At 71.0% G+C, this 15,217-nt stretch carries 14 protein-coding genes; 10 read left to right on the forward strand and 4 right to left on the reverse strand.

Going from position 1 to position 15,217, the window contains the following annotated elements; all coding sequences use genetic code 11:
* Positions 1-49: 49 nt before the first annotated feature.
* Positions 50-781 carry a M50 family metallopeptidase gene (locus tag ACICHK_RS26365; protein ID WP_151472821.1) on the reverse strand — a complete coding sequence of 244 codons (732 nt, stop codon included), beginning with the start codon at positions 779-781 and terminating at the stop codon, positions 50-52.
* A 50-nt stretch (positions 782-831) separates the two neighbouring features.
* Here ACICHK_RS26365 and ACICHK_RS26370 point away from each other — a divergent pair, with 50 nt between their 5' ends.
* From ACICHK_RS26370 to ACICHK_RS26415, 10 genes are all read left to right on the forward strand, one after another.
* Entirely contained in the window at positions 832-1,647 is an 816-nt protein-coding gene (locus ACICHK_RS26370; RefSeq protein ID WP_406838815.1) for an SOS response-associated peptidase, read from the forward strand.
* A 1-nt stretch (position 1,648) separates the two neighbouring features.
* Entirely contained in the window at positions 1,649-2,338 is a 690-nt protein-coding gene (locus ACICHK_RS26375) for an alpha/beta family hydrolase (RefSeq protein ID WP_406838816.1), read from the forward strand.
* 256 nt (positions 2,339-2,594) lie between these two features.
* On the forward strand, positions 2,595-3,287 hold the full coding sequence (sigR, locus tag ACICHK_RS26380; protein ID WP_192582671.1) for an RNA polymerase sigma factor SigR: 693 nt from the start codon (positions 2,595-2,597) through the stop codon (positions 3,285-3,287).
* Entirely contained in the window at positions 3,284-3,586 is a 303-nt protein-coding gene (gene rsrA / locus ACICHK_RS26385) for a mycothiol system anti-sigma-R factor (RefSeq protein ID WP_103548068.1), read from the forward strand. Before sigR ends, rsrA begins: the two co-directional genes overlap by 4 nt.
* A 176-nt stretch (positions 3,587-3,762) precedes the next feature.
* Positions 3,763-5,109, forward strand: a complete 1,347-nt coding sequence (locus ACICHK_RS26390; RefSeq protein WP_406838817.1) for an HD-GYP domain-containing protein — start codon at positions 3,763-3,765, stop codon at positions 5,107-5,109.
* Between the two features lie 80 nt (positions 5,110-5,189).
* A complete protein-coding gene (locus ACICHK_RS26395; protein ID WP_404818647.1) occupies positions 5,190-6,413 on the forward strand; it encodes an HD-GYP domain-containing protein in 1,224 nt (407 codons plus the stop codon).
* Positions 6,414-6,565: 152 nt separating this feature from the next.
* The gene (locus ACICHK_RS26400) at positions 6,566-7,546 is read left to right on the forward strand and encodes a hypothetical protein (RefSeq protein WP_151472826.1); all 981 of its coding nucleotides are present in this window, start codon (positions 6,566-6,568) and stop codon (positions 7,544-7,546) included.
* A gap of 59 nt (positions 7,547-7,605) precedes the next feature.
* The gene (gene def / locus ACICHK_RS26405; RefSeq protein ID WP_406838818.1) at positions 7,606-8,256 is read left to right on the forward strand and encodes a peptide deformylase; all 651 of its coding nucleotides are present in this window, start codon (positions 7,606-7,608) and stop codon (positions 8,254-8,256) included.
* 342 nt (positions 8,257-8,598) lie between these two features.
* Complete coding sequence (cyc1, locus tag ACICHK_RS26410) at positions 8,599-9,678, forward strand: epi-isozizaene synthase (protein WP_406841327.1); 1,080 nt, start codon at positions 8,599-8,601, stop codon at positions 9,676-9,678.
* Positions 9,675-11,036, forward strand: a complete 1,362-nt coding sequence (locus ACICHK_RS26415; protein ID WP_406838819.1) for a cytochrome P450 — start codon at positions 9,675-9,677, stop codon at positions 11,034-11,036. Before cyc1 ends, ACICHK_RS26415 begins: the two co-directional genes overlap by 4 nt.
* Positions 11,037-11,095: 59 nt before the next feature.
* Here ACICHK_RS26415 and ACICHK_RS26420 read toward each other — a convergent pair whose 3' ends face one another.
* From ACICHK_RS26420 to ACICHK_RS26430, 3 genes are all read right to left on the reverse strand, one after another.
* Complete coding sequence (locus ACICHK_RS26420; protein ID WP_406838820.1) at positions 11,096-11,614, reverse strand: hypothetical protein; 519 nt, start codon at positions 11,612-11,614, stop codon at positions 11,096-11,098.
* A 164-nt stretch (positions 11,615-11,778) separates the two neighbouring features.
* On the reverse strand, positions 11,779-12,798 hold the full coding sequence (locus ACICHK_RS26425; protein ID WP_151472831.1) for a ribonucleotide-diphosphate reductase subunit beta: 1,020 nt from the start codon (positions 12,796-12,798) through the stop codon (positions 11,779-11,781).
* Entirely contained in the window at positions 12,798-15,179 is a 2,382-nt protein-coding gene (locus ACICHK_RS26430) for a ribonucleoside-diphosphate reductase subunit alpha (RefSeq protein WP_151472832.1), read from the reverse strand. Before ACICHK_RS26430 ends, ACICHK_RS26425 begins: the two co-directional genes overlap by 1 nt.
* Between the last annotated feature and the right edge of the window lie 38 nt (positions 15,180-15,217).

Genomic DNA, 15,217 nt, shown 5'->3' on the forward strand with positions numbered 1-15,217 from the left:
CGGGCGGGTCGCGTCGCAGCTCGGGGCGGGTCGGACAGGGGTCCGCGGATCACAGCCCCAGCAGCCAGCGTCCGCCGCCCATCAGCGAGCACAGCGACACGGCGTGGAAGAGGAACAGCCACAGTCCGGCCGGCACGTGGGTGAGCCGCGAGAGCTGGTCCGCGTCGGAGTCGCCCGCGCCGCCCCGCGTCCGCTTCGCCTGGAGCTCGAAGGCCGGGCGGACGCCGCCGAGGAGCAGGAACCACACCACGGCGTACGCGAACGCGGCCTGCACCTGGGGTCCGGCGAGCCAGGACACCAGCAGGAAGGTGCCGCCGGTGAGGATCACGGTGAGCGCGCCGTACGCGTTGCGGATCATCACCAGCATGGCTATGAGCAGGGCCGTGGCCACCCACAGCAGCAGGGTGATGTGGCCCGCGCCGAGCAGGGCCGCGCCGCCGAGGCCGAGCAGCGGGGGAGCGGTGTAGCCGGCCGCCGCCGTCAGGATCATGCCGAGGCCGGTCGGCTTGCCGCGGCTGACCGTGAGGCCGCTGGTGTCGGAGTGCAGCCGGATGCCGCTGAGGCTGCGCCCGGTGAGCAGGGCGACCAGTCCGTGGCCGCCCTCGTGCGCGATGGTGATGGCGTTGCGGGAGACACGCCAGACGCCGTGCGGGAGGATCACCGCGAGGGCCGCGACCATGGTGGCGATCACCACCCACAGGTCGGGATCCGGCTGGGTGCCGAAGACCTCGTCCCACAGGGAGCCGAGCGAGGCCAGGGAGGTGGATGCGGTGCTGTCCATTGTCGGTGGTGGCTCCCTTTCGCGGCGCGGAATCTGGCAGTGTTGCACGTATGTGCGGACGCTATGCAGCCAGTCGTGGAGCCGAGGATCTCGCAGCAACCTTTGAGGTCGAGAAGTGGGATGCGGAAGAAACCCTGGCGCCCGACTACAACGTGGCCCCGACCAAGGAGGTCTACGTCGTCCTCGACCGCCCCCTGAAGGACGCGGACAGCCCGAGACCGGTTCGCCAGCTGCGCAGGCTCAAATGGGGGCTCGTCCCGTCCTGGTCCAAGACGCCCGAGGGTGCCGCCCGGATGATCAACGCGCGCGCCGAGACGGTGCACGAGAAGCCCTCGTACCGCCGGGCCTTCGCCACCCGGCGCTGCATCGTCCCCGCCGACGGCTACTACGAGTGGGTCACCTCCGGCGCCGAACGCGACCTGGAGGTCGAGGGGAAGAAGAAGCGGCCCCGCAAGCAGCCCTACTTCGTGACCCCGGCGGACGGCTCCGTCTTCGCGATGGCGGGGCTGTACGAGTTCTGGCGGGACCGGACGCTGCCGGACGAGCACCCGCTGGCCTGGTGGGCGACCTGCTCGGTCATCACGACCGAGGCGGAGACGGCCCCGCTCGCGGCGGCTCCCGCCGAGGGCCCGCGCTCGCTGGCCGACATCCACCCCCGGATGCCCCTGATGCTCACCCCCGACCGCTGGGACGACTGGCTCGACCCGTCCCGCACGGATCCGGACGAGGTGCGTGACCTGCTCGCGCCGCCGCCCACCGGACTGATGCGCGCGTACCCCGTCTCCACCGCGGTCAGCAACGTCCGCAACAACGGGGCGGAGCTGCTGAGGGAACTGGAGGGGCCCGAGGAGGGCACACTCTTCTGACATGACGAGGACCGACGACGCGAGCAGGACCGGCGAGACCAGCGAGACCAGCGAGACCAGCGGGACCGGCGAGACCATCGAGACGGACGCCGGTACGGCCCGGATCACCTGGCACCGGGCGGCGGAGGCGCGGCTCGTCCTCGCCGTGAGCCACGGCGCGGGCGGCGGCATCGAGGCCCGGGACCTGCGGGCGCTCGCCGGGACGCTTCCCGCGCACGGGGTGAGCGTGGCGCTCGTGGAACAGCCCTGGCGGGTGGCGGGCAAGAAGGTGGCGCCCGCGCCGAGGACGCTGGACACGGGATGGCGGGGCGTGTGGCCGGCACTGGCGGAGCAGGGGCTGCCCGTGATCTCCGGCGGCCGCAGCGCGGGCGCCCGTGTCGCGTGCCGGACCGCGGTGGAGCTGGGCGCCGCCGCGGTACTCGCCCTGAGCTTCCCCCTGCACCCGCCGGGCAAGCCGGAGAGGTCCCGCGCCGCCGAGCTGCTCGGCGCCGGGGTGCCCACGCTCGTCGTCCAGGGCGGCAACGATCCGTTCGGGAGACCGGAGGAGTTCCCGCCGGGCTCGTACGAGCTGATCGAAGTGCCTCATGCAGATCACGGCCTCGCCGTCCCGAAGCGGGCTCCGCTCGGCGAGGAGGAGGCGCTGAAGATCGTCACGGACGGTGTCACGGGGTGGGCCGCGTCACTCGGGTGACGGCCGGGAATGCAGAGTGACGGACTTCTGTTGTGCCGAGCAGACAGCACGCATCGTTGCTGCACCGTTCGTACGAGAGGAAGTCCGCCGCATGGGTTCGACCTTCTGCCCGAGCCGCAGCAGCCGCGCTGACCTGGACTGGACGGTGCTGCACGCGGGCAAGAACGCCCCGATTCGGGCGGCGGGCGGACATGATGTTCGTCTATCCTCCGATTCCAGTGGGACCGGTCTCGGTCTCGCTACGTCGCTGGAGGAGGTGGGTCCGGTCACTGGGACCGACGCAGGGACCGAAAACGGCCAGGCGGAGCAGCCCGAGGGCCGGGGCACGAGCGACGCGACGGCGGAGACCTCCGCCGAGCGCACCGCGCGCTTCGAGCGGGACGCGCTCGAATTCCTCGACCAGATGTATTCGGCCGCCCTGCGCATGACGCGCAACCCGGCCGACGCCGAGGACCTGGTGCAGGAGACGTACGCCAAGGCGTACGCGTCGTTCCACCAGTTCCGCGAGGGCACGAACCTCAAGGCGTGGCTGTACCGCATTCTCACCAACACCTTCATCAACTCGTACCGCAAGAAGCAGCGCGAACCCCAGCGCAGCGCGGCCGAGGAGATCGAGGACTGGCAGCTGGCGCGCGCCGAGTCGCACATGTCGACCGGCCTCCGTTCCGCCGAGTCGCAGGCGCTGGACCACCTGCCCGACTCCGACGTGAAGGAAGCGCTGCAGGCGATCCCCGAGGAATTCCGCATCGCCGTCTATCTCGCGGACGTAGAGGGCTTTGCGTACAAGGAGATCGCGGACATCATGGGGACACCCATCGGTACGGTGATGTCCCGGCTGCACCGGGGCCGTCGCCAACTGCGCGGCATGCTGGAGGACTACGCCCGTGACCGCGGGCTGGTCCCCGCCGGCGCCGGAGAGTCGAACGAAGCGAAAGGCTCGGGCTCATGAGCTGCGGAGAGCCGCACGAGACGGATTGCAGTGAGGTACTCGATCATCTCTACGAGTTCCTCGATCATGAGATGCCGGACGCGGACTGCACCAAGTTCGAGGTCCACTTCGAAGAGTGCTCCCCGTGTCTCGAGAAGTACGGCCTCGAACAGGCCGTCAAGAAGCTGGTCAAGCGGTGCTGCGGCCATGACGACGTGCCCACCGATCTGCGGGCCAAGGTCATGGGCCGCATCGATCTGATCCGCTCCGGACAGACCGTGCCCGAGCACGACGTGACCGCGACCGCCCAGGAGTCCTGACCCCCCCCGGGCGGCCCTCCGCCGCGAGGGCCGGACTCCAGGTTCTCCGTTTATCACCCGAACGTGCTAATCCGCGGGCCCGGAGCCCGTGGATTCGCACATACCCGTCCCCGTCCCCTTCCTCCCGGCCTAGGCTCCGAGCCTGGGATCGGGGGAGGTACGGGGGAGGTTCGGGGATGGGTGCGGTTCCGGCGTGGGCCCGTGCGTATGTGGCCGGTGTCGTTCTCCTGGCCCTCGCCTGCCTGGCTCCCGTGCTCCATCTCCGCGTCCCCTGGGGGATCGCCGCGCCGCTCGCCGTGCTGTACGCGGGCTGCGAGCGCGTCACGCTGCCGCTCCGGCCGGGCGCCGTCGGCGACAGTGCCCGGGGGACGGTCACCTTCCTCCCCGTCCTGCTGGCCGGCGCCTTCCTGCTGCCCCCCTCCGCCGCCGCCCTCGTCGCGCTGCCCGGGGCGCTGCTCGCCCGGGTCGAACAGCGCCCGCGCGGCCCGCGCCGGATCTGGCGCGCGGCCCAGCTCGCCGTCGCCGTCTGGGCGGCCTCCCGGACGTACGGGGCGTGCGGCGGCCGGGAGACGCTCGTCACGCCCGACTTCCCCCACGCGCTGGTGCCCGCGGGAGCCGCGGTGCTCGCCTTCTGCGCCGTGCTCACCGTCCTCGACGGCGGGATCCTCGCGCTCGCCGAGCGCGCTCCCGTGCGCGGCGCCTGGCACGGTCTCTTCGCGCGCTCGCTGGCGCCGGTCGCCGTGCACGGCCTCGCCGGGCTGATGATGGCGGTGCTGTGGCGCAGCCCGTACGGGCCCGTCGCCGCGCTGCTCGTCCTGCTGCCGATGTACGTGTCCTGCTGGGTCTTCGCCCAGTACCACCGCGAACGGGCCGCCCACCAGGCCACCATCCGCGCCCTCGTCCAGGCCGTCGACATCAAGGACGGCTACACCCGGGGGCACAGTGAACGGGTCGGCCGGGCGTCCGTGCTGATCGCCCGCGAGCTGGGCATGCACGACGAGCGCGTCGAGATGCTCAGGTTCGCCGGGATCCTGCACGACGTCGGCAAACTCGGCGTCCCCACACGGCTGCTCCGCAAGGACGGACCACTGACCCCCGAGGAGCGGCGGGTCATCGAACTGCACCCCGAGTACGGGCACGAGATGGTCCGCGGGATCGGGTTCCTCGGCGAGGCCCGCTCGGCGATCCTGCACCACCACGAGCGGCTCGACGGGAGCGGATACCCGTACGGGCTGGCGGGCACCCAGATCCCGGAGTTCGCCCGGGTGGTGGCCGTGGCCGACGCGTTCGACGCCATGACGTCGACCCGGTCCTACCGCAGGGCCCGCCCGGTGCCCGCGGCCCTGGAGGAACTGACGCGGTGCGCGGGGACGCAGTTCGACCCCCGGATGGTGGCGGCACTGGTACGGGCGCTCGACCGGCACGGCTGGCACCCCGCGGTGACCGCGGACACCGCCCCGGCCGCGGCGTCCGGCATACCGCCCGCGCACCCGTCCGGCACCGTCGGACGGAGCGCGCCGTGAGCACCACCGCCCCACGGTCCGGGGTCCGCGCCCGCCCCGTCCGCCCCGCCCGCCTCCCCTCGGCCGGGAGGACCCCCGCCCTGCTCACCGCGGTGCGCGCCCTCGCCCTCCTCCTCGCGCTCCTCGCCCTCGGCGTCACCCTCTGGTACGGACTCGACGAACGCGGTACGGCACTGGCCTTCGGCGTGCTCATCGCCGTCGGCGAGCTCGCCCGGTGGAGCGGGACCGGGGAGCGGGAGTCCGCGCCCCTCGGGGCCGCCGGGGCCCTCGCGTACGCGCTGCTCGGCGAGAACGCCGGGCACCGCACCGACCACGGCGTCCTCCAGGTCGTCGCCGTCGTCGTGGCGGCGGCTCTGGTCGGCTGCGTTCCCCACGTGGCGCGGGGCCACGGGCCGACGCCCGACGACCTCGCCCGCCGCGTCCTGACCGTCGCCTTCGCCGCCGTGTGCTTCCAACCCCTCTACGACCGGGGCAGGTTGCTGGAGTGGGGCGGTCCGGCCCAGGCCCTGCTGCTGGTCGCGCTGCTGGTCCTCACCACGCTGTGGGACGCCGTGCTCGCGGCGGCGACGGCCCACGCGCGGACCCGGTGGCCGTTCGGCCCGCTGCTGCGCGACGAGCTGCGGGCCACCCCCGGGATCGGTTCGGCGGTGTGCGCGACCGGGGCCGTGATGGCGCTCGCGGTCGCGGTGACCGGACTGTGGGCGCTGCCCGTCTTCTCGCTGCCGCTGCTGCTCACCCAGCTGTCCTTCCGGCGCTACGCGGCCGTGCGGGCGACCTACCGGCAGACGATCGCCTCCCTCGCGCGCGCGACCGAGATCGCCGGGTACACGCCGGCCGGGCACGCCCGGCGGGTGGCCGCCCTCAGCCGGGCCGTGGGCCGTGAGCTGGGCCTGTCCGAACCCGACCTCACCGTCCTGGAGCACGCGGCGCTGATGCACGACATCGGGCAGCTGAGCCTGGTCGACCCCGTACCGGCCGGCGCCACCGCCGCGCTCCCGTCGGCCGAGCAGCGGCGGATCGCGCTGCTCGGCGGCGCCGTCGTACGGCAGACCGGGGTGGAGGCCGAGGTCGCCGTGGTGGTGGAGCGGCAGGCGGACCCGTACCGGGACCAGCCGGTCACCGCGCGCATCGTGCGGACCGTGAACGCGTACGAGGAGATGGCCAGGGAAGCGGGACCCTCGGGGCCGCTGACCGCACTGGAGAAACTGCGGCTGGGCACCGCCCGCGACTACCAGCCGGAGGTCGTGGAGTCACTGGCCCGGGTCCTGTCCCGGGCCGGTCTGACCTTGCCCCGGCCTGGGTAACCCATGGGTAATGAGCGGCCGTCCGAAGGTACGTGGTTGGATGCGAGGAGAGGGTGTCAGGGGGCACGGGCCGGCCCGGGGCTGCACTGCCTCCCAGGGACTCTTCGAGGGACCGGCAGGCGGGAAACGCGAGGAACTGGCAGGCGGGAATCGTGAGGATCTTCGGCAAGGGGCGACACCGGCCCTCCGCCTCGTGGCGGCAGGCCACCGATCGTGCGTTCACGCTGATCGGCGACGGCCGGTACGAGGACGCGGGAGCGCTGCTGACACGTGCCGCGGACCTGGAGCCCTGGCTGTCCGAGTCCTGGTTCAACCTGGCCCTGCTGCACAAGTTCCGGCACGACTGGGAGCAGGCGCGGGCGGCCGGTCTGCGGGCCGTCGCCCTGCTCGACCGGGAGACCGGCGCACCCGACTGGTGGAACGTGGGGATCGCGGCCACCGCCCTGCAGGACTGGCCGCTGGCGCGGCGTGCCTGGCAGGCGTACGGGCTGCGGGTGCCCGGCGGCGCCGCCGTCTCCGGCGAGCCGGTGGGCATGGACCTCGGCAGCGCGGCGGTCCGGCTGTCGCCGGAGGGCGAGGCCGAGGTGGTGTGGGGGCGCCGGCTGGACCCGGCCCGCCTCGAGGTGCTGTCGATCCCGCTGCCGTCCTCCGGCCGCCGCTGGGGCGAGGTCGTGCTGCACGACGGCGTTCCGCACGGTGAGCGGACCACGGCCGCCGGGCACGCCTACCCGGTCTTCGACGAGATCGAGCTGTGGGCGCCCTCGCCGGTGCCCACCTGGGTCGTCCTGCTCGAGGCGGCCACCGAGGACGACCGGGACGCGCTGGAACAGCTCGCCGCCGACGCCGGCTTCGCCGCGGAGGACTGGTCGTCGTCCGTACGGCTGCTGTGCCGGATGTGCTCCGAGTCCCGGATGCCGTCCGACGAGGGCGACGAGGAACACCTCGACCCGCACGACCACAGCGAGCCGGGGCACCCGGGTCCGCTCGGCCATCGCACCGACGGGCTGCTGTGGGTGCCCGAGCGGGAGTGCGGGCTCGCGGCGCCCGCCTCGCTGGTGCGCGGTCTTCTCGACGGCTGGGTCGCCGACAGCCCGGACTCCCGTGACTGGCGGGATCTGGAAGAGGTCTGCTGAGCGCACCTTTAGGCTGTAGTCGCAGGAAATTCCAAGGTCTGAGGAAGGCGTACGTCGTCATGGCGCAGCAGGACACCGATCAGCAGCACGTGGGCGTGCTCCCCGTGGACGACGACGGCTTCGTCATCGACACCGAGGACGCCGAGGAGCGCGAGAGCGCCTACCGCGAGCGCGGCACCTCGCGCCCGATCACGGTGGTCGGGAACCCGGTGCTGCACAAGGAGTGCAAGGACGTCACCGAGTTCGGGGACGAGCTGGGCCGGCTGGTCGACGACATGTTCGCGAGCCAGCGCACCGCCGAGGGCGTGGGCCTGGCGGCCAATCAGATCGGTGTCGACCTGAAGGTCTTCGTCTACGACTGCCAGGACGACCAGGGCGTCCGGCACGTCGGCGTGGTCTGCAACCCGAAGCTGGTCGACCTGCCCGCCGAGCGCCGTCAGCTCGACGAGAGCAACGAGGGCTGCCTGTCCGTGCCGACCGCCTACGCGCCGCTCGCCCGCCCCGACTACGCCGAGGTCACCGGGCAGGACGAGAAGGGCAACCCGATCCGGGTGCGCGGCACGGGCTACTTCGCGCGCTGCCTCCAGCACGAGACGGACCACCTGTACGGCTACCTGTACATCGACCGGCTCTCCAAGCGCGACCGCAAGGACGCGCTGAAGCAGATGGCCGAGAACGAGCCGCGCTACCCCGTCGTGACGAACGGCTGAGCCGTCGCCTCGCCGCGCGCCCCGCGCGGCTGTGACATAAATTGACCGGCGTGACGCACGGCGTCTCGTGGGTCCACTCGAAACGGTGCCTGGACAGGTGATCCTCCTGACCAGGCACCGTTCGCATGTACGTCGTATGTTCGATCCTTTGTACTCCTTCGGCGATCCATATTCAGTCATACAAGGGGATATTCTCGGCATGGTCGTGCAGTGGGTGGGCCAAATCCATTCCCAGAACGGTCAGTTGTGGTGCTGAATGGGAAGTGCGGGGATACGCAACGACGCGCGCCCGGGACAGGCGCAGGGGCGTGACGTCAACAGGCGGCTGAGAGGGGTTTGTTCGTGCGTGCTTTCTCATACGGCTCTTCGTCGACAGCGCTCGCGGTGCCGCCGGCGCTCTCTCTCCCGGTGGTCGAGTCCGGGTTTCCCCGTCAACTGCACCCGTATTGGCCGAGACTCCAGGAGAACACCAGGACCTGGCTCCTCGAAAAACGGCTGATGCCCGCGGACAAGGTCGAGGAGCATGCCGACGGGTTGCGCTACACGGATCTCATGGCGGGCTACTACGCGGACGCCCCCGACGAGGTCATGCAGGCGATAGCGGACTACAGCGCGTGGTTCTTCGTCTGGGACGACCGTCATGACCGCGACGCCGTCCACGGCCGGGCGGGCGCCTGGCGGAAGCTCAGGTTCCGGCTCCACGCGGCCCTCGACGCACCCAGGGACCACCTGCACCACCAGGATCCCCTGGTCGCGGGGTTGGCGGACAGCATGGTGCGGTTGTACTCGTTCCTCGGCGAGAACTGGAACAAACGGTTCGCGTTCCACTTCCACGCAGTGATCGAGGCGTACGATCGGGAGTTCCGGAACCGGATCTCCGGCACCGTTCCCACGGTCGCGGAATACCTGGAACTCCGTCGGCTCACTTTCGCGCACTGGATCTGGACCGACCTTCTGGAGCCGAGCGCGGGCCATGAACTCCCCGTCGGCGTGAGACTCCATCCCGCATTCACGCGGGCGGCGCTGCTCAGTCAGGAATTCGCCGCCTGGTACAACGACCTCTGCTCTCTCCCCAAAGAAATAGCGGGCGACGAGGTGCACAATCTCGGAATCAGCCTCATTCATCACGAGGGGCTGACGCTCGAAGAATCCGTCATCGAAGTGAGGCGGCGGGTCGAGGAATGCGTGGAGCAATTCCTCGTCGCCGAGAAGGACGTCTTACGGCTCGCCGAATCGCTCGCCGACGGCACGGTCCGGGGAAAAGAGACGAGCATCGCCGTCAGGGCGTGCCTCGGAAACATGCGGAACTGGTTCAGCTCCGTGTACTGGTTCCACCACGAGTCGGGCCGGTACATGGTCGACAGCTGGGACGACCGCTCCACGCCCCCGTACGTCAACAATGAAGCGGCAGGTGAGAAATGACCGTCGATTCGGTACGACCCGAGGTGCGGGAGCTGTCGGTCCCGCCCCTCGCCGGAGGCGGGCTGCCCGTCCTCGGACACGGCTGGAAACTGGCCCGCGACCCCCTGGGCTTCCTCGCCCGGCTGCGCGACCACGGTGATGTCGTCCGGCTCAGGATGGGACCCAAGACGGTGTACGCCGTCACCACCCCCGCGCTCACCGGCGCGCTGGCGCTCAGCCCCGACTACGAGATCGGCGGCCCCCTGTGGGAGTCGCTCGAAGGCCTGCTGGGCAAGCAGGGCGTCGCCACGGCCAACGGGGCGCTGCACCGGCGCCAGCGCCGGACCATCCAGCCCGCGTTCCGGGCCGACACCATCCCCGAGTACGGCCCGGTCATGGAGGAGGAGTCGAAGGCGTTCGCGGAGCGCTGGGAGGACGGCGCGACGGTCGACTGCACCTCCGAGTCGTTCCGCGTCGCGGTCCGTGTCGCCGCCCGCTGTCTGCTGCGCGGACGGTTCATGGACGAACGCGCCGAGCGGCTGAGCCTCGCGCTCACCACCGTGTTCCGCGGCATGTACCGCCGTATGGTCGTCCCCGCCGGACCGCTCTACCGGCTCCCGCTCCCCTCGATACGCGCATTCGACCGCGCATTGGCCGATCTGCACGCGCTCGTCGACGAGATCATCGACGAGCGGCGGGCATCTGGTCAAAAGCCGAACGATTTGCTGACGGCATTGCTGGAGGCGAAGAACGACGACGGCGACCCCATAGGCGAACAGGAGATCCACGACCAAGTCGTCGCGATACTCACCCCCGGCAGCGAAACCATCGCCTCCACGATCATGTGGTTGCTTCAAGTATTGACGGAACATCCGGAACACGCGGACAAAGTGGCCGCAGAGGCACGATCCGTCGCGGGGGACCGGCCCGTCGGATTCGACGACGTCCGGAAGCTGTCGCACACGAACAATGTCGTCGTCGAGGCGATGCGTTTACGCCCCGCCGTATGGATATTGACGCGGCGCGCGGTGGCCGAAACCGAGCTGGGCGGCTATCGCATTCCGGCCGGAGCCGACATCGTCTACAGCCCGTACGCGATCCAGCGCGACCCCCGGTCGTACCGGGAACACCTGGATTTCGATCCCGACCGCTGGCTTCCGGAACGCTCCAAAGACATCCCGAAGTACGCGATGCGCCCCTTCAGCGTGGGCAACCGCAAGTGCCCGAGCGACCACTTCTCGATGGCGCTGCTCTCCCTGATCACCGCGACCCTGGCGTCCCGGTGGCGCTTCGAGCAGGTGCCCGGGTCCAGCGACGCGACCCGCGTCGGCATCACCCTGCGCCCCCACGAACTACGGCTGAGGGCCCGGCCGAGGTAGGGCGATCGCGCACGTCCGGGCCGCCCCCGGGCTCCCGGACGTGCGCCGCGGCCGTCGTCTCACGCCTTCCGCACGATCACGGTGACCTTCCACTCCTGGAGGCCCTTGCAGGAGATCCGGGCCGGATCGCTCGGGCACAGCGGGCGGGACGAGGTCAGCTCGACGGCTCCCTCCGAGACCGCCCGGTAGGCGGCGGACGCGTCACCCGGCTGGAGGACGATCCCGCTGTTGGTGGCCTCCAGCGCGTTCCCGTCGCTCTTCACGGGCTTCCAGGGCCGGATGCTGCTGCCGTCCAGCAGGACCCGGATCGTCTCGCCGGGAGCCAGACAGTACGTACGGCCCGTGTCGGCGGCGCCGAGCTCCGCCCCGGCCGTCGCGCAGTCCGGGCGGGACGGGGTCGGGGACGGGGACGGCGACGCGGTGCCGTGGGGCGGGGACGGGGACGGGACGGTGCGGGTCGGGGGCGGCGGCGCGGTGCCGCCGGTGCCCGCGTCGCTCCCGCCCTGTGTGCCGCAGCCCGCCAGCAGCAGGGCCAGGGCGGCGAGGGCGATGGTCCGGGTGTGGGTCGTTCGACGCATGGGGTGACCTCCTCGGAGGTTGGACGTGTCACCGGTGGATCAGGATCCGTCCCGGCCGGGGACCGGCACGGCGACCGGAGGCACGGGGCGGTACGTGCCGAGAGCCGGGCCGCAGGGGCGGCCCGGCTCTCGGCGGCGACGAACGGTCAGGACGACCGCGCCGGTCAGAAGTCCTCGTCGAAGTCGACGGTGCCCTCCACCGCGACCTGGTAGGCGGACGGCCGGCGCTCGAAGAAGTTCGTCAGCTCCTGGACGCCCTGCAACTCCATGAAGGAGAACGGGTTCTCGGAGCCGTACACCGGCGCGAAGCCCAGCCGCTGCAGGCGCTGGTCCGCGACGCACTCCAGGTACTGCCGCATCGAGTCGGTGTTCATGCCCGGCAGACCCTCACCGCACAGGTCGCGCCCGAACTGCAGCTCCGCCTCGACGGCCTCGCGCAGCATGGCGGTCACCTGCTCCTGGAGCAGGTCGTCGAAGAGGTCCGGCTCCTCCTTGCGGACGGTGTCGACGACCTCGAAGGCGAAGCTCATGTGCATCGTCTCGTCGCGGAACACCCAGTTGGTGCCGGTCGCCAGACCGTGCAGCAGACCCCGGCTGCGGAACCAGTAGACGTACGCGAAGGCCCCGTAGAAGAAGAGTCCCTCGATGCACGCGGCGAAGCAGATCAGGTTCAGCAGGAAGCGGCGGCGGTCCGCCTTGCTCTCCAGCCGGTCCAGCTTCTCCACCGAGTCCATCCACTTGAAGCAGAACTGCGCCTTCTCGCGGATGGAGGGGATGTTCTCGACGGCCGCGAAGGCCGCCGCCCGGTCGTCCGGGTCGGGCAGATAGGTGTCGAGCAGCGTCAGATAGAACTGGACGTGCACGGCCTCCTCGAAGAGCTGACGGCTCAGGTACAGCCGCGCCTCGGGGGAGTTGATGTGCTTGTACAGCGTCAGCACCAGGTTGTTCGCCACGATCGAGTCGCCCGTCGCGAAGAACGCGACCAGCCGGCCGATCATGTGCTGCTCACCCGGCGTCAGCTTCGCGAGGTCGGCGACGTCCGAGTGGAGGTCGACCTCCTCGACGGTCCAGGTGTTCTTGATCGCGTCCCGGTAGCGCTCGTAGAAGTCCGGGTAGCGCATGGGACGCAGGGTGAGTTCGAAGCCCGGGTCCAGGAGGTTCTTCTCGGTGTTGGTGTCGCTCATTACTGGCACGCCTCGCAGGACTCGGGGTTTTCCAGGGAGCAGGCGACGGCGTCGGGGTCGGCCGCCTGCTGGACGGGGACGGTGGTCTCGGGCCGCGCCTGCGCCTGGGCCGCGCGGGCGATGCGCGTCGCCGGGCGGGACCGCAGGTAGTACGTCGTCTTCAGGCCCGCCTTCCAGGCGTACGCGTACATCGAGGAGAGCTTGCCGATGGTCGGTGTCTCCAGGAACAGGTTCAGCGACTGGGCCTGGTCGAGGAACGGGGTGCGGGCGGCGGCCATGTCGATCAGACCGCGCTGCGGGATCTCCCACGCCGTGCGGTACAGGTCGCGGACCTCCTGCGGGACCCAGGTGAAGCCCTGGACCGAGCCGTTGGACTCGCGCAGCGCCTCACGGGTCTGCGCGTCCCACACGCCGAGCTCCTTCAGCTCGGCCACCAGGTACGAGTTGACCTGGAGGAACTCGCCGGAGAGCGTCTCGCGCTTGAACAGGTTCGACACCTGCGGCTCGATGCACTCGTACACGCCCGCGATGGACGCGATGGTGGCGGTCGGCGCGATCGCGAGCAGCAGCGAGTTGCGCATGCCGACCTCGGCGATCCGCTCCCGCAGGGCCGCCCAGCGCTCCGGCCAGTTCAGCTCGACGTCGAAGTGGTCCGGGTGCAGCACACCGCGGGCGGTACGGGTCTTCTCCCAGGCCGGGAGCGGTCCGTTGCGCTCGGCGAGGTCCGCGGAGGCCTCGTAGGAGGCGAGCATGATCCGCTCGGCGATCCGGGTGGACAGGGCGCGCGCCTCGGGCGAGTCGAACGGCATCCGCAGCTTGAAGAAGACGTCCTGCAGACCCATCGCGCCGAGGCCGACCGGACGCCACTTGGCGTTGGAGCGGCCCGCCTGCTCGGTCGGGTAGAAGTTGATGTCCACCACGCGGTCGAGGAAGGTCACCGCGGTGCGCACGGTCTGGTCCAGCCGCTCCCAGTCGATGTCCCCGCCGGTCACGAACGCGCCGAGGTTGACCGAGCCCAGGTTGCAGACCGCCGTCTCCCCGTCGTCCGTGACCTCCAGGATCTCGGTGCACAGGTTCGAGGAGTGGACGGTGTGGCCCGGCTCCGCCGTCTGGTTGGCGGTGCGGTTGGCGGCGTCCTTGAAGGTCATCCAGCCGTTGCCGGTCTGCGCGAGGGTGCGCATCATGCGGCCGTAGAGGTCGCGGGCCGGGATGGTCTTCCTGGCCAGGCCCGCCTCCTCGGCCTTGCGGTAGGCGGCGTCGAACTCGTCGCCCCACAGGTCGACCAGTTCCGGCACGTCGGCGGGGGAGAACAGCGACCAGACGCCGTCCGCGTTCACGCGGCGCATGAACTCGTCCGGGATCCAGTGCGCGAGGTTCAGGTTGTGCGTACGCCGGGCGTCCTCACCGGTGTTGTCGCGCAGCTCCAGGAACTCCTCGATGTCGGAGTGCCAGGTCTCCAGGTAGACCGCGGCCGCGCCCTTGCGCCGACCGCCCTGGTTCACCGCGGCGACCGAGGCGTCGAGCGTCTTCAGGAACGGGACGATGCCGTTGGAGTGCCCGTTGGTGCCGCGGATCAGCGAACCGCGCGAGCGGATGCGGGAGTACGACAGCCCGATGCCGCCCGCGTGCTTCGACAGCCGCGCCACCTGGTGGTAGCGGTCGTAGATGGAGTCCAGCTCGTCCAGCGGGGAGTCGAGGAGGTAGCAGGACGACATCTGGGGGTGCCGCGTACCGGAGTTGAAGAGGGTGGGGGAGGAGGGGAGGTAGTCGAGGCGGCTCATGAGCCGGTAGAGCGCGGCGACCTCGTCCACGGAGCGGACGGTGTCGTCCTCCGCGAGACCGGAGGCCACCCGGAGCATGAAGTGCTGGGGCGTCTCGACGACCTTGCGGGTGATCGGGTGCCGGAGCAGATAGCGGCTGTGCAGCGTGCGCAGCCCGAAGTAGCCGAAGCGGTCGTCGCCCTCGGCGTCGATCAGCGCGTCGAGGCGGGCCGTGTGCAGCCGCACGAACGCGGCCGTGCGGTCGGCGATCAGGCCCTCGCGGTGGCCGACGGCGACCGACTCGGAGAAGGTGGTGACGCCCTGGGAGGCGGCCTCGGCGGCGATCGTGATCGCGAGCAGACGGGCGGCCAGCCGGGAGTAGGCGGGGTCCTCGGAGATGAGACCCGCGGCCGCCTCGGTGGCCAGTTCGCGCAGCTCGGCCTCGTCGGCGCGGGCGGACCGGCCGCGCAGCGCCGCGGCGGCGACCCGGCCGGGGTCGGCGTCGGGGAGGTCGGCGGTCAGATCCGTCAGGGTCCGCAGCAGCGCGGTTCCGGGACCGTCGGTCTCCACCGGGGCCTGCTGCGCGGTCACTGAAGCCGGATCGGCTGGCGCGATGGTCACTGGGGCTCTCCCTCGCTCGGCACGGGGCTTCGCGGCGG

It is taken from the genome of Streptomyces sp. AHU1 (assembly GCF_045343905.1).
In the GTDB taxonomy this organism is placed as follows: domain Bacteria; phylum Actinomycetota; class Actinomycetes; order Streptomycetales; family Streptomycetaceae; genus Streptomyces; species Streptomyces triticiradicis.